The sequence below is a fragment of the Flavobacterium sp. RSP49 genome (assembly GCF_003968735.1).
Lineage (GTDB): Bacteria > Bacteroidota > Bacteroidia > Flavobacteriales > Flavobacteriaceae > Flavobacterium.
The window spans coordinates 1-17461 of record NZ_RYDN01000017.1 but is presented as its reverse complement, the minus strand read 5'-3'; the positions used below and the strand labels follow the sequence as shown (position 1 = coordinate 17461).

Annotated in this window: 18 protein-coding genes; 9 read left to right on the top strand and 9 right to left on the bottom strand. The window is 34.1% G+C overall.

The annotated features are described in order from the left end of the window. Positions 1 to 21: 21 nt before the first annotated feature. Positions 22 to 1140, bottom strand: coding sequence for a GTP cyclohydrolase (locus EKM02_RS09635; RefSeq protein ID WP_126454657.1), 1119 nt, complete (start codon positions 1138 to 1140; stop codon positions 22 to 24). A gap of 280 nt (positions 1141 to 1420) precedes the next feature. Here EKM02_RS09635 and EKM02_RS09630 point away from each other — a divergent pair, with 280 nt between their 5' ends. Then, positions 1421 to 1756: a tRNA-binding protein gene (locus tag EKM02_RS09630; protein ID WP_126454590.1), complete on the top strand. Its 336-nt coding sequence runs from the start codon at positions 1421 to 1423 to the stop codon at positions 1754 to 1756. A 109-nt stretch (positions 1757 to 1865) separates the two neighbouring features. Here EKM02_RS09630 and EKM02_RS09625 read toward each other — a convergent pair whose 3' ends face one another. After that, on the bottom strand, positions 1866 to 2246 hold the full coding sequence (locus EKM02_RS09625) for a PUR family DNA/RNA-binding protein (protein WP_126454655.1): 381 nt from the start codon (positions 2244 to 2246) through the stop codon (positions 1866 to 1868). A gap of 71 nt (positions 2247 to 2317) precedes the next feature. Next, positions 2318 to 4078 (bottom strand): ABC transporter ATP-binding protein, encoded by a 1761-nt coding sequence (locus tag EKM02_RS09620; RefSeq protein ID WP_126454588.1) that lies wholly within the window; start codon positions 4076 to 4078, stop codon positions 2318 to 2320. 202 nt (positions 4079 to 4280) lie between these two features. Between EKM02_RS09620 and EKM02_RS09615 the strand changes: the two genes are divergently transcribed. From EKM02_RS09615 to yajC, 3 genes are all read left to right on the top strand, one after another. Next, positions 4281 to 5387, top strand: coding sequence for a Glu/Leu/Phe/Val family dehydrogenase (locus EKM02_RS09615; RefSeq protein WP_126454586.1), 1107 nt, complete (start codon positions 4281 to 4283; stop codon positions 5385 to 5387). Between the two features lie 185 nt (positions 5388 to 5572). Further along, complete coding sequence (nusB, locus tag EKM02_RS09610) at positions 5573 to 6484, top strand: transcription antitermination factor NusB (protein ID WP_126454653.1); 912 nt, start codon at positions 5573 to 5575, stop codon at positions 6482 to 6484. 30 nt (positions 6485 to 6514) lie between these two features. Next, positions 6515 to 6787, top strand: a complete 273-nt coding sequence (gene yajC, locus EKM02_RS09605) for a preprotein translocase subunit YajC (RefSeq protein ID WP_126454584.1) — start codon at positions 6515 to 6517, stop codon at positions 6785 to 6787. A gap of 73 nt (positions 6788 to 6860) precedes the next feature. Here yajC and EKM02_RS14920 read toward each other — a convergent pair whose 3' ends face one another. Next, positions 6861 to 7316: a hypothetical protein gene (locus tag EKM02_RS14920; RefSeq protein WP_199878479.1), complete on the bottom strand. Its 456-nt coding sequence runs from the start codon at positions 7314 to 7316 to the stop codon at positions 6861 to 6863. A 667-nt stretch (positions 7317 to 7983) separates the two neighbouring features. Next, positions 7984 to 9243: a peptidase T gene (pepT, locus tag EKM02_RS09595; protein ID WP_126454582.1), complete on the bottom strand. Its 1260-nt coding sequence runs from the start codon at positions 9241 to 9243 to the stop codon at positions 7984 to 7986. A gap of 530 nt (positions 9244 to 9773) precedes the next feature. On the opposite strand from pepT, the gene EKM02_RS09590 reads away from it, so the two are divergent. Beyond that, complete coding sequence (locus EKM02_RS09590) at positions 9774 to 10793, top strand: quinone-dependent dihydroorotate dehydrogenase (RefSeq protein WP_126454580.1); 1020 nt, start codon at positions 9774 to 9776, stop codon at positions 10791 to 10793. A gap of 235 nt (positions 10794 to 11028) precedes the next feature. On the opposite strand, the gene EKM02_RS15205 is transcribed toward EKM02_RS09590, so the two are convergent. Both EKM02_RS15205 and EKM02_RS09580 read right to left on the bottom strand, forming a co-directional pair. Continuing rightward, the gene (locus EKM02_RS15205; RefSeq protein WP_317124980.1) at positions 11029 to 11490 is read right to left on the bottom strand and encodes a DUF3307 domain-containing protein; all 462 of its coding nucleotides are present in this window, start codon (positions 11488 to 11490) and stop codon (positions 11029 to 11031) included. Next, positions 11487 to 12098, bottom strand: a complete 612-nt coding sequence (locus EKM02_RS09580; RefSeq protein ID WP_126454578.1) for a hypothetical protein — start codon at positions 12096 to 12098, stop codon at positions 11487 to 11489. The genes EKM02_RS15205 and EKM02_RS09580 overlap by 4 nt, the downstream gene beginning before the upstream one ends. Before the next feature lie 198 nt (positions 12099 to 12296). On the opposite strand from EKM02_RS09580, the gene EKM02_RS09575 reads away from it, so the two are divergent. From EKM02_RS09575 to EKM02_RS09565, 3 genes are read left to right on the top strand one after another with little or no spacing between them, the layout of a single operon-like run. Next, positions 12297 to 13160: a hydroxymethylglutaryl-CoA lyase gene (locus EKM02_RS09575; protein WP_126454576.1), complete on the top strand. Its 864-nt coding sequence runs from the start codon at positions 12297 to 12299 to the stop codon at positions 13158 to 13160. Continuing rightward, a complete protein-coding gene (locus tag EKM02_RS09570) occupies positions 13126 to 13821 on the top strand; it encodes a hypothetical protein (protein WP_233579276.1) in 696 nt (231 codons plus the stop codon). The genes EKM02_RS09575 and EKM02_RS09570 overlap by 35 nt, the downstream gene beginning before the upstream one ends. After that, the gene (locus EKM02_RS09565) at positions 13818 to 15212 is read left to right on the top strand and encodes a DUF5723 family protein (RefSeq protein ID WP_126454573.1); all 1395 of its coding nucleotides are present in this window, start codon (positions 13818 to 13820) and stop codon (positions 15210 to 15212) included. Before EKM02_RS09570 ends, EKM02_RS09565 begins: the two co-directional genes overlap by 4 nt. 110 nt (positions 15213 to 15322) lie before the next feature. On the opposite strand, the gene EKM02_RS14795 is transcribed toward EKM02_RS09565, so the two are convergent. Together EKM02_RS14795 and EKM02_RS15285 are read right to left on the bottom strand one after the other, a co-directional pair. Beyond that, on the bottom strand, positions 15323 to 15472 hold the full coding sequence (locus EKM02_RS14795) for a hypothetical protein (RefSeq protein WP_158614736.1): 150 nt from the start codon (positions 15470 to 15472) through the stop codon (positions 15323 to 15325). Between the two features lie 6 nt (positions 15473 to 15478). After that, positions 15479 to 15739 (bottom strand): cation-transporting P-type ATPase, encoded by a 261-nt coding sequence (locus EKM02_RS15285; RefSeq protein ID WP_410503690.1) that lies wholly within the window; start codon positions 15737 to 15739, stop codon positions 15479 to 15481. 106 nt (positions 15740 to 15845) lie between these two features. Here EKM02_RS15285 and guaB point away from each other — a divergent pair, with 106 nt between their 5' ends. Beyond that, positions 15846 to 17318 (top strand): IMP dehydrogenase, encoded by a 1473-nt coding sequence (gene guaB, locus EKM02_RS09555; protein WP_126454571.1) that lies wholly within the window; start codon positions 15846 to 15848, stop codon positions 17316 to 17318. Positions 17319 to 17461: the final 143 nt, after the last annotated feature.

Genomic DNA, 17461 nt, shown 5'->3' with positions numbered 1-17461 from the left:
TAATTCAATACATGTCAAATACTACAATTCTAACCGATACGTGCATCTTCGTTTGTGAATTAATGGATTAAAATGTTTCCACAAGTTTAGACTGGGAGCATTATCAGCTAATTCAGGGGTTCTAAAACAATTAATAATCCCTTTTTTTCGGAAAGTTTCATAGTATTCTTTAAAAATAATGGCGGTCACGGCTTTGTTTTGATATTCCGGCAATACGCCTATCAGATAGAAAATGACATCTTTGCTGTATTTTTTTGCCAGTAGTAAATGCAAAAATCCAAACGGAAATAATTTTCCATTGGATTTTTGTATTGCCTCGGCAAAAGAAGGCATCACAATGCTAAAGGCCACGATATTATGATCTTTGTCTTCTACAAATTTTATAAATTCAGGATTGATAAAGCTGATGTATTTTTTCTTGAAATACTCTTTTTGAGTGTCGGAAATAGCCACAAATGAAGATAGGGAAGCATAGGATTTATTAAATAAATCAAACATTTTATCCACATGAGGCATGACCTCTTTAGTTGTTTTGAAATTAAGCGGACTTAATTGGTATCTTTTTTTGACTAAATCATTTGCTTTTTCAAAAAATTGTAGTTTTACGTTTTCAAAAGGAAACTTACTCTCAATATATTCTTTCTCTTTTACATAGCCCAATTGCTCAAAATGACGTGCATAATATTCATAGTTGTACCAAGTAATCATGGTTCCTATTTGGTCAAAACCTTCGGTCAGGATGCCTACTTTGTCTAGATTTGAAAATCCCATCGGGCCTTCAACATATTCTAAATTGTTTTTCCTTCCTAATTCATATACTTTTTCTAAGAGTGCTTTCGTTACCTCGATGTCATCAATGACGTCAAACCAGCCAAAACGTACTTTCTTTTTTTGCTGATCATTTACCTCACTCCAATTGATAATTGCCGTAATTCTGCCTACTATTTTGGTATTTCTTTTAGCAACATAAAAATAGGCTTCAGCAGTTTCAAAAGCGGGGTTTTTTGTTTTATCAAATCCTTCCAGTTCTTCAGCGATTAGTGGTGGAACCCAGTTTTTATTGTTTTTGTATAAAGAAAAAGGGAATTTGATAAAATCAGTTAATTCGCTTTTTGTTTTCGCTTCTTGTATGGTGATCATTGCGTAGGATTGATTCAATGTATAGTTACTGTTTTTTTGAGGCACAAAATTACGAATATAATTAACTTATACATGAAAAAGAAAAAAAAGGGCTATTTTATTCCTTTGTGTGAAGGACTCGTTTTTTAGGTTTTGATTGGTCGGGAATATGTTATGGATATTTCTATCACTATTGCTGTATTTGAGTTTGTCGATGAAGAGCTGGTTTTTCCTTATGGATTGGCGTTGTATAAATAGTTAAAATAGTATATTTATAATTCAAAACTAAAACTAATATTTTATGGAATTATCCTGGACTGAATTCGAAAAAGTAGAGATGCGTATAGGAACAATTCTGGCAGTGAATGATTTCCCCGAAGCGAGAAAACCAGCGTATCAGCTCACAATAGATTTTGGCTCCGAAATTGGAATACGAAAAACATCCGCACAAATAACGAAACGGTACGCGAAAGAGGATTTACTCAACCGACAGATTGTTGCCATAGTCAATTTTCCTAAAAAACAAATTGGAAAATTTAGTAGTGAATGTTTAATTTTAGGAGCAGTTGGTCAGGAAGGGGATGTGATTTTATTGACCCCGGATTTCAAAATTGAAAACGGATTGCGAATTGGCTAATTTGTGAAAGTAATTCTTTTAATCAACTGTAAATTGATTTTCTAAAATAAAAAAGTCCAAAAATCAGATGATTTTTAGACTTTTTTATTGGTAAGTAAGGAACTAAATATTAAATATCATCAAATTCTATATCGGTAAAAGTTGATGTCTGCGGTATGATTTCATCTTCTGATTTCTCAGAGGCATATTCTTTTTTGAAATCTTTTTGGTGTCTTTCTGAAATTACTTCTTCGCCTTTATGGTTCAAAACATAAGAAGTCATTTCGCCAAGAATTTCTGCAAAAGCAGCAAAATCTTCTTTGTATAAATAGATTTTATGTTTTTTGAAATGGAAAGATCCATCTTCTTCCGTAAATTTCTTGCTCTCAGTAATAGTAATGTAATAATCATCTGCTTTTGTCGCTCTCACATCAAAGAAATACGTTCTTCTTCCAGCTCTTAAAACTTTAGAAAATATCTCTTCTTTTTCTAACATGTCATGTTCTCTCATAATCCTTTCTGTCAATTTATGGTTGTTAACTAGTATCCAAAAATCCATAAAAAATATGTATTATACAACAATTATAGCATTTCTTTTTCTGAAAGTTGTTTCAAATACAAAGCAGCATAATACCCTTCTTGATTTATCAATTGATTATGAGAACCTTGTTGGATAATTTGTCCTTTTTCAATAATGATAATTCGATCGGCATTTTTAGCTGATGATACGCGGTGACTCACTATAATCGTTGTTTTGTCCTTGCAGATTTCTTGCAAATTGTTTAATATCGCTTCTTCGGTCTCAGTATCCACTGCTGACAAGCAATCGTCCAAAAGTAAAATAGGGGGATTCTTGATAATTGCTCTGGCGATGGAAACTCTTTGTTTTTGACCTCCGGAAAGTGTAATTCCTCTTTCGCCCAGAACCGTTTCGTACTGTTTGTTGAAGCCCATAATGTTGTCATGTACCACAGCACTTTTGGCAGCAGATTTCACTTCCTCTTCTGAAGCATTTTCTTTCCCAAACATAATATTATTCTTGATACTGTCCGAAAACAAAAAGGCATCTTGTGGAACAATACCAATGCTGTTGCGTAAATCAAACAGATTAATGGCGCTTATTTCATTTCCGTCAATATTTATTTTCCCGGCTGTAACATCATACATTCTGGAAATCAACGATAAAATAGTCGATTTTCCGGAACCTGTTTTTCCTAAAATGGCTAAGGTTTCTCCTTTTTTTACTGTGAACGAAATATTTTGTAACGCTTTGATATTAGTGTCCTCGTAGGTATAACTTACGTTTTCAAAAGAAATAGAACCTTCAATTATGGATTTGTTTTCGTTTTTGTTTTTTATCTCGGGTTCAATTTTCAAAAATTCATTTAACCTTTTTTGAGAGGCTTCGGCCTCCTGAACCATTGACGAAACCCAACCTAGTGAAGCCACGGGCCAGGTCAGCATGTTGACATATAGGATGAATTCAGCGATGGTTCCAATGCTTTTGATCGTTCCATCAATGTACATCAGACCTCCAAAATAGATGACCACTAAGTTACTGATTCCTATAAGGGCAAGCATTAATGGTCCAAATAAAGATTGTACTTTGGCTAAATTCAAGCTTTTGCTTTTGCTTTCATGGGCTAAATTTACCATGTTTTTTTGGTGTTGATCTTCTAATGAATATGCTTTGATCACTCGGATTCCTGAAAATATTTCCTGCGAAAAACTGGAAACTTTAGATAAATATTGTTGAAAAATGGTGCTTCTTACGTTGATTTCGGAACTAAGTTTAAAAATGGCATAGGACAATAGCGGCAAAGGCAGCAAGGTATACAGAGTCAATCTTGGCGATACGTTATACATATACACAATTACAATAGCAAAACGAATTACGGTATTTATAGTATACATCACCGCAGGACCTACATACATTCTGACTTTGGATACATCTTCGCTGATTCGGTTCATCAAATCGCCAGTACGATTTTGTTTGTAAAAATTTTGAGATAAATTCTCATATTGCCGAAACACTTCGTTTTTTAGATCAAATTCGATGTGGCGCGACATCACGATTAGGGTTTGTCTCATCAAAAAAGTAAGAAAACCAGCAATGATTGTTGTGGCAATAATTAGTAAAATATTCGCAACTAATTCCTCGTGAATGACTGACTTGGCTACGGTTTTATCTTTGGCGAAAGCCTCAATTACCTTAAAAGACTTGCTGATCAGCTTGGGTGTAAAAAGCATAAAGATCTGTGCAATAATGGTAAAAACAATCCCCAGTAAAAAACTGTATTTGTATTTGACGAAATATTTATTTAAATAACGTAATTCTTTCATTTTTTATGATATTCTATGTTGAAATAGCTTTATTGACGGTGTAAAATTTTGCTTTTAGTAATTTTAATAATAATTTTTTGATTGTGTAAATTGCTGAATAAACAATTTTCCCATAAGATGTTACCTCATATTTATTTTTTGTGTAATTTTGGATCGTCTTTTTGACAAATTCATAATTTTATCATTATAAAAATTTCACGCTATGAATGCAGCTTTCACTACTGTAAAGGAACTTCAAAAAATGGATCCCGTTTTTGGTCAATTATCATTTGATGATCATGAACAAATTGTATTTTGCAACGACAAAGATACAGGTTTAAAAGCAATTATTGGTATTCATAATTCGGTTATGGGTCCTGCTTTGGGTGGTACGCGGATGTATAATTACGCGAATGAATGGGAAGCCCTAAACGACGTACTGCGACTTTCACGCGGAATGACTTTTAAAGCAGCAATTACAGGATTGAATATTGGTGGCGGTAAAGCGGTGATTATTGGCGATGCCAAAACACAAAAAACCCCGGAGTTGATGCGTAAATTCGGTGAGTTTGTTCATTCTTTAAGCGGAAGGTATATTACTGCTGAGGATATGGGAATGGAAACTAAAGATATGGATACAGTTAGAGATGTAACGCCGTATGTTACTGGAATTTCTGAATCAAGAGGTGGTTCCGGAAACCCATCACCTGTTACGGCTTACGGAGTATATTTAGGCATGAAAGCGGCTGCAAAACAACAATTTGGGTCGGATGTTTTGAGTGGTAAGAAGGTATTGGTACAAGGAATTGGTCACGTTGGCGAAACATTAGTTGATTATTTGACTAAAGAAGGAGCTATTGTCACCATTGCTGATATCAATGAAGAAAAACTGAATGAAGTAGGAGCGAAGTACCATGCAGCAATTTTCAGAGGAGACGATTTGTACAGTGCTGATGTTGATATTTACGCGCCTTGTGCCATGGGAGCAACGTTAAATAATAATACTGTTTATAAAATTAAAGCCAAAGTTATTGCTGGAGCTGCTAATAATCAATTAGCGGATGAGAATGTTCATGGCGCAATTCTGCAAGAAAGAGGCATTTTATATGCTCCTGATTTTTTGATTAATGCCGGAGGAATTATCAATGTGTATGCTGAATTAGCACATTATGATAAAGCGGAGATCATGCGTAAAACAGAAAATATTTACAACACAACCTTAGAAATATTTGATTTTGCCCTCGCAAACAAGATGACAACGCATCATGCGGCTTTGACTATTGCTCAAAATCGCATCAATCAAAGAAAAATAGAAAATAGTAAAAAGTAGTTTTTAAGGTTCAATTTTCAGTATTCAGTGAATATTTTTGTACCATTCACTGAATACTGTTGATTGAATACATTAAAATAACCGATTATATATTTTATTTTAAAAAATGAAATACTTATTTTTGCACGCTAATTAATAAAAGTTCTTACAAGGTGGTAAATAGAAGACACATTCGCGTCAAGGTTATGCAGTCCATTTATGCGATGCATCAAAGCGGTTCAGATAATCTGGAAAAAGAAGAAAAATTCCTTTTTTACAGTATCGACAATATTCAAGATTTATACCTTATAATGCTTTCTTCGCTGATTGAAATTTGCAAAACAGAAACTATTTTTTTGCATAAATCCAGTTTGAAACATCTTGCAACTCCTGAGGAACGTAAACCAAACGAAAAATTCATCAAAAATAGAATCTTTCAAATTCTTTCCGAAAATAATTCATTAAGTATCGCGCTGGAAAACCGTAAAATCAATAATTGGACGTTAAATGACGATTATATTTTATTGCTTTTGAATGATATTAAAGCCAGCACATTGTATGCGCAATACATGAATAATGCGGTGAACACCTTTGAGGAAGACCGACAGTTTATTGTTGATTTATTCATGGATGTAATTGTGCCTAACGAGAAATTGTATGAGTATCTGGAAGATGACAAATTGACTTGGGTGGATGATATTCCGTTAGTAAACACACATATTATCAAACAATTGAAAGCGATCAAATCTGGTGAAGATGATAATTTCAGAGTGCCAAAGTTATATAAAGACAATGAAGATAAGGATTTCGTGAAAGACTTGTTCCGAAAAACAGTCTTGAATGAAACGGAATTAGCTAAGGAATACGTGGATAAAACGCCCAATTGGGACAGTGATAGGATTGCCGAAATAGATACTATCATTTTAAAAATGGCAATTTGTGAGTTCTTGAAATTCCCGTCTATTCCCGTAAAAGTAACTCTTAACGAATATTTAGAGGTTGCCAAAGAATATTCTACACCAAAAAGTAGTATTTTTATCAACGGAATTTTAGATAGTCTTGTAAAAGAGCTTCAAGCCAGTAAAAGAATTATAAAAGCCGGTCGTGGCTTAATGTAATAATTAACAAATAAAAATAAAAATAAAATTATGGAACAATTAACTCAATTTGCACCCTTTATATTAATGTTTGTGGTGATCTATTTCTTCATGATTAGACCGCAACAAAAAAGAGCGAAAAATGAAAAAGAATTTGAAAGCACACTTAAAGTAGGGGATAAAATCATTACAAAAAGTGGTCTTCACGGAAAAGTTTCTGAACTAGCGGATACAACGGTAGTAGTAGAGACAATGTCTGGAAAATTGAAAATGGAGCGTTCTGCAATTTCTATGGAAATGAGTGCAGTATTGAACAAAAAATAATTTTTGGTTTCAGAAATTAAAAAAGTCCCATCCGGTTTCGGATTGGGACTTTTTTGGATAAAAAATAATCGGATTATTTTTTGTTTTTCTTTGCTTTCTTTGCTTTTTTAGATTTTGCTTTTGCTTTCTTCGCTTTTATTTTGACTTTTACTTTTGCTTTTTTTGCTTTATCTTTTTTTGCTTTTTTTGCCTTTTTTGCTTTCGCTTTCGCTTTTTGTTTTGCTTTCTCTTTTGCGTTCGCTTTTTTAGCCTTTTTCTTGTCTTTGTCTTTCATGTCTTTTATTTTTAACTTCTTTTTAATATCTTTTTTGTCGTCTTTTTTATTTAGCCCTTCCATAGTTGTATCGTCTTTGTCTTCTAATGAAATTTCTATGGTTTCTTCTATTGTTTCAGTTATTACTACTTCATTAAGTGGTGCTATAGTTTCTTCAGAAGGTTTGATAACTTTGTTTTTGGATGCTCTTACAGGTTTATCAATTTCAGGCTTTACTGAAGTAGGGACTGTTGAATTTTCTTCTTTTTGTATCATAGTGAGTATTATTAGTGTCGTTTGGATTTTATTTAAAATTTTTAATGTTAATAAATAGTTAAGTAATTGTTAGCAAATATAGTGATTTAATTTACTTTCCAATGTTAAGCTTTTCAATATTCTAAATTGGAAGGTTTGGGTATGCCATAAATAGTGCGCAAGAGACAGTTGTATATGAAATACAAAGAATAAGATTTTAAAAGTAGTTATTCCGAATGATTTGTAACTTAAGGAAGTCAAAAGTTTAAACATAATAAGGTGAAAAGTAGTAATATTGTAAAACAGTAGTTTAAATTCAGTCTGTTGCGTTATTTTGTCTAATGGTACTACACGAACTTATATAATGGTTGTTAGCTATATTGTTTTCGAGGTGTTTTTAAAATTAAAAAGCCCCATTCTAAATTCTTAGAAATGGGACTTAATGTTATTGGTATTTGTCATTAAACTTAATGTTTTCTTAAGGTATTTGTATTCTTTTTTCAATACTGGAACTTCTCTTTTTGCTGTTTTAATATACTCTAAGAATTCTTATTGTTTGTAAGGATAGAATCTCTGAATTTCTGCTGTTAATTTTGTTGTAGGAATAATTAATTTGAGAAATTATAATTAGGCATACTAATTATTATTTTTATCTCAAGAATAGGTATTGGTTTTTGAATATTCTAAATTAGGCTTGTTTTATAATTGAATCTCCTAATGCTGTCAACTCAGCAATTTTTACGATTACTTCAACTGCTTTTTGCATGCTTTCAGCAGGAACGTATTCGTATTTTCCGTGAAAGTTGTGTCCTCCTGCAAATATATTAGGACATGGTAATCCTTTATAGGACAATTGTGAACCGTCTGTTCCACCACGAATAGGCTTAATAAGCGGTTTGATTCCTATTTCTTTCATTGCTTTTTCAGCAATATCTACAATGTGTTTTACAGGCAGAACCTTTTCTTTCATATTGTAATATTGATCTTTAATCTCAGTGATAACTATGTCTTCACCAAATTGTTTTGCAAATTTCTTATTGATTTTTCGAACAATTTTCTCGATTAATTCTTTACGCCTTTCGAACTTTTTCTTGTTGTGATCCCGAATAATAAGTTCTAAAACGGTTTCTTCGATGCTTCCTGTTATGTGATGCACGTGAAAGAAACCTTCGTATCCTTTAGTTTCTTCAGGTGTTTCTCCGGAGGGGAGTTCATTGATAAAATCATTGGCAATCAGCATAGAGTTGATCATTTTCCCTTTGGCATAACCAGGATGTACGCTTTTGCCTTTGAAAGTGATTTTGGCACCAGCTGCATTAAAATTTTCATACTCTAATTCGCCTACCTGGCTACCATCCATAGTATACGCCCATTCAGCTCCAAATTTATCTACATCAAAATGGTGGGCACCACGACCAATTTCTTCGTCTGGTGTGAAACCAATTCGTATTTTTCCGTGTCTGATTTCCGGGTTATTGATCAGAAACTCCATTGCGGTAACAATCTCTGTAATTCCGGCTTTGTCATCAGCTCCTAGTAATGTTGTGCCATCTGTAGTGATTAGTGTTTGTCCTTTATACTGCAGTAAATCTTTGAAATAACTTGGGGATAATACAATGTTTTTATCCGCATTTAATACAATATCTTTTCCATCATAATTGCGCACAATTTGAGGTTTTACATTGGCTCCACAAAAATCCGGAGAAGTGTCAAAATGAGAAATAAACCCTATGATTGGCACTTCATGAGCCACATTACTGGGCAAAGTAGCCATAATATATGATTTGTCATCTATTGTTACGTCTTGCATTCCTATAGCTTTTAATTCGTCAACCAGTTTATGGGCTAAAGTCCATTGTTTTGGGGTGCTTGGAGTAGTTTCTGAGTTTGAATCAGATTCGGTATCAATAATTACATAACTGATAAAACGGTCTATGATATGTTGCATTTTTCTTTGTTTTATGCAAATATAATCATTTTTTAAGGAGCATTTTTAAGTAAATGTTGGTGTGAATTTTGTTTATTTTAATCTTTTGAAATAACAATGCCTGCACTATTATTTTCGTGTCGGTATAGGGAAATAATGAACAATTATATTTTGCCATTGGTATATCAGCGTAAAAACAGTCGCGGAAAAGTTTCCATTTTCCATTTTTTTTGTCCAAAGTTCCAGTGATTTTCCTCCATCAATATAGGTACTATTTTTATATAAAGGTTGGTGATTCCGTCTTTTATTAAACCACTAAAAATAGGAATTAGATTTTTTCGGACTACTATTGCTTTACTGTTGGGCATCATGAATTAAAAGCATTACAATTTGTAATTCCTGCCGAGTCACCATTTTTACGGATCAGTAACTCTAATACGCGTTGTACTCCCGGATATTTTTAGTAATCAAAATGATTTATATAAATTATTTTCTAAATATTTATTTATCGGTTAGATAATTCTATTTTTGTACTCCATAACAACGCACCCATGTACAAATTACTTTTACGTCCCATACTTTTTTGGTTTGATCCTGAAAAAGTGCACTATTTTACTTTTTCATTAATTCACTTTTTGTCTAAAATCCCAGGGTTTTCCTCTCTTTTTGAACTTCTTTATGAAGTCAAGGATCCCCGACTAGAAACAGAAGTTTTTGGACTAAAATTTAAAAATCCCTTAGGACTTGCGGCTGGATTTGATAAAGACGCCAAGTTGTATAAAGAATTGTCCAGCTTTGGTTTTGGTTTTATCGAAATAGGAACACTTACCCCAAAAGGGCAGGAAGGAAACCCTAAAAAACGCTTGTTTCGTTTGAAAGAAGACAGCGCCATTATTAACCGAATGGGTTTCAATAACGGCGGAGTTCAAGAAGCGGTGGAACGATTAAAAAATAATAAAGGCATTTTGATAGGTGGAAACATTGGAAAAAATAAGTTGACACCAAATGAAGAAGCGACTTCAGATTATGAAATATGTTTTGACGCTTTGTATGATTATGTGGACTATTTTGTAGTTAATGTGAGTTCGCCAAACACGCCTAATCTCCGTGCTTTGCAAGACAAAGAGCCATTGACGCAACTGTTGCAAACGCTGCAGAATAAGAATTTGGCAAAGCCAAAGGAAAAGCCAATTCTGCTAAAAATCGCTCCCGATTTGACAGATGAGCAGTTACTTGACATTATTGCTATTATAAAGGAAACTAAAATAGCAGGCGTTATTGCTACTAATACTACAATTTCCCGTGAAGGATTGCAATCCGAAAATAAAGCCGAATTAGGGGGTTTGTCAGGAAAACCATTATCAAAACGGTCTACTGATGTAATCCGTTTTTTAGCTGAGAAAAGCAATAAAGCCTTCCCGATTATTGGAGTAGGTGGAATTCATTCAGCCGAAGATGCGATAGAAAAATTAGACGCTGGTGCAAGTTTAATTCAGTTGTATACCGGTTTTATTTATGAAGGACCAGCTTTAGTGAAAGCCATAAATATGAAAATTTTAGAAAAATTCTAATATCCCATATTGTACTAAAAGCCCTGTCAATAAAGCAATTCCAAAACTTAATAAGGTTCCGATAAGAACATATTCAGTAAGTTTACGGTCCTTGGCTTCTTTTAAATCTCCAAAACGGAAGATAGATTTTGCAGCCAATAGAAAACCGATGGCTTCAAAATGGGCACTAATTACAAAGTAAAAGACAAATAAGCGTTCTAATATTCCGATGTAATTTCCAGCATTGGTTAGAGAATCATCGTTTTTTTTTGTTTTCTGGAGTCCAAATCGAAATGATATTTTTTATCAGTATCGATGTAGGTTGTGTCAGTAAAAGTATTCCGGTTGCAAAGATCCAAAATTGATTGTCAAATGATGCAAAATCGATACGGTCGTTATTGTAAAATAGTGTAATTGCTATGAGCACGATAAGATGTAAAAGTTGGTCAATTAGGAACCAATTGCGTTTTGTTTTGTCTTTTTGAACGTGTAATTTCATAAAATCAATTCCTCCATGTGTTACCGCTAGTACAGTCGCAAACCAAACAAAATTAGTCTTACCAATTAAAATCCAAGCCAGAAAAAAGTGAATAAACGTGTGGATATAAAGATAAATACTTTTATGTTTCCTGTTTTCTTTATCTAAAACCCAAGATGTGGGTTGTAATAAAAAATCACCAAGTAAATGGGCCAATAGTAGTTTTACAAAAATAATCATACACGGAGGTTTTTAATTTTTTTTCGGAAATGATTATCTAATTCCAATACCAGATCAAATTGTGCTCGTTTTCGTCTCCGACTTACAGCGGCTTGATTGATACCTAATTTAGTGCCTATTTCTTCTTGAGAAAGCATTTTGTTTGCCATAGAAACCACAATAAATTCAGCCGATTGCGCCAGCCAATTGTCCATAAAGGTCAATCCTAAACGCAGCATTAAATTTATTTCAGTATCTAAATCGCTAGTGCCGGAATTAATGGCTAAGGTCGTTTTTAGTTTTTTTAAAGTTTCAAAAAGTTCCCCCGATCGAACGAATGCAGTTTCGTTACTTTCGGAAATTGTTGCTCCAGAATAGGTTTTATCACCAAAACCAATACTCATTCTCGCATCGAGTTTCAGCGTTTTTAGATACGCCTTAATTTGCAAAGCTGTGAGTAGTGCTTCTTCAGGATTTGTAATTTCTATTTGAAATTCGTCACCCCGATAAATTTCCCATTCACTCGGATTTTTACCTTTGGTATTCAATAGCTCTTTCAAGCCATCAATCCATATTGCAGAAGGTAGTTTTCTCGAATTAATAATGTCTCCTGTGATTATACTTATCATATTTCAACTGTAATTAAAAAATCAAATTCAATTTCAAAAGGTTAGAATCAAATTATTACCAAATTACGTAATAATATTTATTATTACCAAATTACGTAATATTTTAATTTATTACCAAAATAGGTAATAATATCAATTTTAGAAATTTTAAAAATCATAATTTAATAATCTTAATTGTTTTTCTATCTTTGGCTTTCTATGGAACCAATAAAAATTATAGAATGTCCACGGGATGCCATGCAAGGCATCAAACCTTTTATTCCTACGGCAAGAAAAGTGACTTATATTCAGTCTTTGTTGCGTGTGGGTTTTGATACTATAGATTTTGGAAGCTTTGTTTCACCAAAAGCAATTCCGCAAATGCGGGATACAGCAGAAGTTCTGGCACAACTTGATTTATCTCAAACCAAAAGCAAATTATTGGCTATTATTGCCAATACACAAGGAGCAACTCTTGCGGCTGTTCATCCTGAAATACGCTATTTGGGCTTCCCATTTTCGATTTCTGAGAATTTTCAAATGCGGAATACCCACAAAACCATAGCTGAATCGTTAATTACCTTACAGGAAATTCTTGAAATTGCAGCTAAAAGCAACAAAGAAGTCGTGGCGTATTTATCAATGGGTTTTGGAAATCCTTATGGTGATCCATGGAATGTTGAAATTGTTGGCGAATGGACTCAAAAATTAGCCAGTATGGGAGTCAAAATCCTGTCGCTTTCGGACACAGTAGGAAGTTCTGCCCCTGATGTAATCTCGTATTTGTTTTCAAATTTAATTCCACAATATCCAGAAATAGAATTTGGTGCTCACCTCCATACCACACCTGATAAATGGTTTGAAAAAATTGATGCCGCCTATAAAGCAGGATGTCGCCGTTTTGATGGAGCCATTCAGGGTTTTGGTGGTTGTCCAATGGCTACTGATGATCTGACTGGGAACATGCCCACGGAGAAATTATTATCATATTTTACTGCCCAAAAAGAATATACAAATAGCAGTCCAATGAGTTTTGAAAGTGCTTATAATGAGGCTTCTAAGTTGTTTGGAGAGTTTCATTAGAAATAAAAGAAAGGAAACTGGAGTGGAACTCTTTTATTTTGGCAATAATAAGTTTATCATTGATGCGTTAATCATACGAATCAAATTTTTTTCTTTAACGAATCATACCATGAGACTACTGGCTTTCAATAGAGTTATAGGAATACTAATATTGTTGTTGTTTTCTTTTTCATGCGCGAGTGATTTAGATTATGATCAGGTGGACACTTTAAAGTTAGAGCCTGTTTTTGTATCTAATTTAGCACATTTTGACATTCTGGCAAAAGATTTTGTCACTAATGGAGTAGAGCAAAGCGTGATCTTTGATGCACCCGTATTGGATGTGTTTAATGATGATTTTTTTAGACAGCGATTAAAAAAAGTGGAACTTTCATTTGAAATGGAAAATACCATTAGTAGAGCATATTCAGTGGATCTAGTGTTTTTGGACAAAAATTACCAACGCGTTCACGCTATAAATTTTACTGTTCCGGCTTATACCGGTTCGGAAAACAAAATGACTAAGACAGAAACTTTCGAAAACTCCCAGCTTGATTTATTAAAAAGAACTACCAGAATTGCTTTTACACTGACAATGTCGCCTGGTGCACCATTGAACGAGGATAGTGCTGGGAGTTTGAAACTGCGTTCAGGTGCAACCGCTTATTTAGTGCTGGAATGAGAAAAGTAATCTTAATTTTTATTTTATTTCTAGCTGTAGATGGCTTTTCGCAAAACAAACAAATTTTATATAATTTCACTTCAGTTCCTCAGTCTTTGATGACTAATCCGGGAGCAGATTTCAAATATAATTGGTATTTTGGAGTTCCTTTATTGTCCGGAATTTCTGCAAATGTAGGCTCAAGCGGATTTTCGGCGTATGATTTATTTGCGGATAACGGAGTCGATTTTAATGTAAAATTACGCAATGCAGTATTCTCATCTTCTAGAAAAGACAGAGTAGCAATCAATGAACAAATAGAACTTTTTAACGGAGGTTTTAAAATCAAAGGAGAACAAAATGATTCTTATATTTCGTTTGGGATGTATCAGGAATTTGATATGTTAAGTTATGTTCCTAAAGACATTGCCATTTTAGCTTTAGACGGAAATGAAGGTTATCTGGGTAAAGTTTTTAATTTAGGAGATCTGAATGTCAAAGCAGAATTGCTAACGGTATTTCATGTTGGATTTCATAAAAACATCAATGAAAAGTTTATTTTAGGAGTACGAGGTAAAATTTATTCGAGTATTTACAATGCTAATTCTACCAAGAACTCAGGCTACATTTACACTATTCCTTCCACTACAGGAGCCTATGAACAGATAATTTATTCACAATTACAACTCAATACGTCTGGAATTGCTCAATATAATGATGAGAATTACGAACCTAATGTGGCGAAAGACATTACTAAAAGAGCTTTTTTAGGAGGTAATTTAGGTTTGGGATTTGATGCTGGTTTTACCTATTATCCAAAGAAAAACATACAGCTTACGGCCAGTGTTATTGATGTGGGTTTTATTAAACACAGCAAAGAAGTAGAGAGTTTAACATACAAAGGAACCTATAAGTATGAAGGTGTGATTCCGAATTTCAGCTCCGGTAATTCACCAGGAAACGGATACAAGGAATTCAATGATGCCATTCCTTTGGACACCTTATATGCTGATTATACGACTTGGCGCCCGGCAAAATTCAATACTTCGGTTCAGTATTCGTTTGACGAAGAAAGACCAGAAGATTGTAATTGTCTTAATTATGATCCGGAAACTATTTATAAAAGTGCAGTTGGCGCCCAATTATTTGTTATGTCTACACCACGAACTCCACTAGTCGCTTTTACCACCTATTACAGGCGAAAACTCTTCAAGGCATTGCAAATGAAAGCCACATACACCATAGATTCGTATTCGTACAAGAATATAGGATTGGGATTGTCCAGTCATTTTGGACCAGTAAATTTCTATATTCTTGCTGATAATCTTTTGGAATACCGCGATGTTACCAAGGCAAATAGTCTTTCTTTTCAACTGGGGTTAAATGTTATTTTCAAAAACAGTAAAAGATAAAGTACTATCTAACATTACTTCGTTAGTTTTTAAGTTGCTATTTTTTCATAATTCAAGAGTTGCCGAATGATTGCCCTATTTTATGCCTAGTTGCGTTTTGTTGCCAACAACTATTTCCTCGCTTGAAATTTCAATGATTTAGCCGTTGCAAATGACTTTGCTTTTTGGTCGGGATAATTTTTTAAGGCTTCAATTGCTGTTCTGCTTTTGGATTCCGGATACAGTGAAATAGTTGAAACTAATACAATTGCTACACTCATCAAAATTCAGTTTCCATAATCACTAATAATGAAATAAGCACTAGTTGCGGAGAGTAATAGTAAGAACATTAGTTCCTTTACCATTTCGAATAGGGATTTCAAAAACTGATTTTTATTCTGATTCACTATTGTATTCGAGCCTAATTTTGTTCTCGAAAGTAAAACGGCTTCATTAGAAAGTCCTTTTAATTGGTGTGGGTTTTTGTCATAGCAAAATAAATTAAACCTATTTTTTGGATTGGAAACTAAGACGTATTTTAGAACCAAAGAATTGACTTTGAACTGCAATTTAATTATTTATTGGGAAATGATAGCGATTTTTTGCTTAAAATTATCTATATTTGCACGCAATTAAACTCCAACTACAATTGCAATGATCGCACACAACTCTAAGATTATCGGTGAAGGATTAACTTACGATGATGTTCTATTAGTTCCCAACTACTCAAATGTGCTTCCTCGCGAAGTGAGTATTCAATCCAAATTTTCAAGAAATATAACGTTAAATGTTCCTATTGTATCCGCTGCTATGGATACCGTAACCGAAAGCGCGATGGCAATTGCGATGGCTCAAGAAGGCGGAATAGGCGTTTTGCATAAAAATATGACCATCGAACAGCAAGCTGCGAAAGTTAGAAAAGTAAAACGAGCCGAATCCGGTATGATTATCGATCCGGTTACTTTGCCATTAACTTCAACAGTAGCAGATGCCAAAAATGCCATGAAAGAATTTGGTATTGGAGGTATTCCGATTGTAGATGAAAATCAAATATTAAAAGGAATCGTTACCAATAGAGATTTGCGTTTTGAAAAAAATAGTTCAAGACCTATTGTTGAGGTTATGACCAGTGAAAACTTAGTAACTGTTGCCGAAGGTACCTCTCTGGAACAAGCAGAAGTAGTTTTGCAAGGTCATAAAATTGAAAAACTTCCAGTAGTAAATGCTGATTATAAATTAGTGGGTCTGATTACTTTTAGAGACATCACTAAATTGACTCAAAAACCAAATGCAAACAAAGACAAATACGGACGTTTACGTGTAGCTGCAGCGTTAGGTGTAACTGCCGATGCTGTTGAAAGGGCTACTGCTTTGGTTAATGCCGGAGTAGATGCAGTTATTATCGATACTGCTCATGGACATACAAAAGGAGTTGTCGATGTACTAAAATTAGTTAAAGCGAAATTCCCTAACTTAGACGTTATTGTTGGTAATATTGCCACTGCTGAAGCAGCCAAATATCTAGTTGAGAATGGTGCAGATGGAGTAAAAGTAGGGATTGGTCCAGGGTCTATTTGTACGACTCGTATTGTAGCAGGCGTTGGTTTTCCTCAGTTTTCAGCTGTTCTTGAAGTAGCTGCGGCGATCAAAGGTTCTGGAGTTCCAGTTATTGCTGATGGTGGAATTCGTTACACTGGAGATATTCCAAAAGCTATTGCTGCAGGAGCTGATTGTGTAATGTTAGGATCATTATTAGCAGGTACCATGGAATCTCCAGGAGAAACTATTATTTTCGAAGGCAGAAAATTTAAGTCGTACCGTGGAATGGGTTCTGTTGAAGCAATGCAAGAAGGTTCTAAAGACCGTTATTTTCAAGATGTAGAAGATGATGTAAAAAAGCTGGTTCCGGAAGGAATTGTAGGAAGGGTTCCCTACAAAGGGGAATTGAACGAAAGCATGCAACAATTTATTGGTGGTCTTCGTGCCGGAATGGGGTATTGTGGCTCTAAAGACATTCCAACTTTACAGGAAACCGGTCGTTTTGTTCGCATAACAGCTAGCGGAATCAATGAAAGTCACCCTCATAATGTAACCATTACAAAAGAAGCGCCTAATTATTCAAGATAATTTTTAGTTTTTTTAAACAATAAAAAAAGGCATAATTAATTCCGCTTAAGGTTTTAATTATGTCTTTTTGTCCCGTCCTGAAATAGCGATACACAAAAAGTATCCTAATGGAAAAACATGAAGAAACACGCTATGTGAAGCGG

What these genes read in the sequence shown, in the direction of transcription:
- EKM02_RS09635 (WP_126454657.1), bottom strand. Translation starts at nt 1,140, where the DNA reads ATGATCACCATACAAGAAGCGAAAACAAAAAGCGAATTAACTGATTTT.
- EKM02_RS09630 (WP_126454590.1), top strand. Translation starts at nt 1,421, where the DNA reads ATGGAATTATCCTGGACTGAATTCGAAAAAGTAGAGATGCGTATAGGA.
- EKM02_RS09625 (WP_126454655.1), bottom strand. Translation starts at nt 2,246, where the DNA reads ATGAGAGAACATGACATGTTAGAAAAAGAAGAGATATTTTCTAAAGTT.
- EKM02_RS09620 (WP_126454588.1), bottom strand. Translation starts at nt 4,078, where the DNA reads ATGAAAGAATTACGTTATTTAAATAAATATTTCGTCAAATACAAATAC.
- EKM02_RS09615 (WP_126454586.1), top strand. Translation starts at nt 4,281, where the DNA reads ATGAATGCAGCTTTCACTACTGTAAAGGAACTTCAAAAAATGGATCCC.
- nusB (WP_126454653.1), top strand. Translation starts at nt 5,573, where the DNA reads ATGCAGTCCATTTATGCGATGCATCAAAGCGGTTCAGATAATCTGGAA.
- yajC (WP_126454584.1), top strand. Translation starts at nt 6,515, where the DNA reads ATGGAACAATTAACTCAATTTGCACCCTTTATATTAATGTTTGTGGTG.
- EKM02_RS14920 (WP_199878479.1), bottom strand. Translation starts at nt 7,316, where the DNA reads ATGATACAAAAAGAAGAAAATTCAACAGTCCCTACTTCAGTAAAGCCT.
- pepT (WP_126454582.1), bottom strand. Translation starts at nt 9,243, where the DNA reads ATGCAACATATCATAGACCGTTTTATCAGTTATGTAATTATTGATACC.
- EKM02_RS09590 (WP_126454580.1), top strand. Translation starts at nt 9,774, where the DNA reads ATGTACAAATTACTTTTACGTCCCATACTTTTTTGGTTTGATCCTGAA.
- EKM02_RS15205 (WP_317124980.1), bottom strand. Translation starts at nt 11,490, where the DNA reads ATGATTATTTTTGTAAAACTACTATTGGCCCATTTACTTGGTGATTTT.
- EKM02_RS09580 (WP_126454578.1), bottom strand. Translation starts at nt 12,098, where the DNA reads ATGATAAGTATAATCACAGGAGACATTATTAATTCGAGAAAACTACCT.
- EKM02_RS09575 (WP_126454576.1), top strand. Translation starts at nt 12,297, where the DNA reads ATGGAACCAATAAAAATTATAGAATGTCCACGGGATGCCATGCAAGGC.
- EKM02_RS09570 (WP_233579276.1), top strand. Translation starts at nt 13,126, where the DNA reads ATGAGGCTTCTAAGTTGTTTGGAGAGTTTCATTAGAAATAAAAGAAAG.
- EKM02_RS09565 (WP_126454573.1), top strand. Translation starts at nt 13,818, where the DNA reads ATGAGAAAAGTAATCTTAATTTTTATTTTATTTCTAGCTGTAGATGGC.
- EKM02_RS14795 (WP_158614736.1), bottom strand. Translation starts at nt 15,472, where the DNA reads ATGAGTGTAGCAATTGTATTAGTTTCAACTATTTCACTGTATCCGGAA.
- guaB (WP_126454571.1), top strand. Translation starts at nt 15,846, where the DNA reads ATGATCGCACACAACTCTAAGATTATCGGTGAAGGATTAACTTACGAT.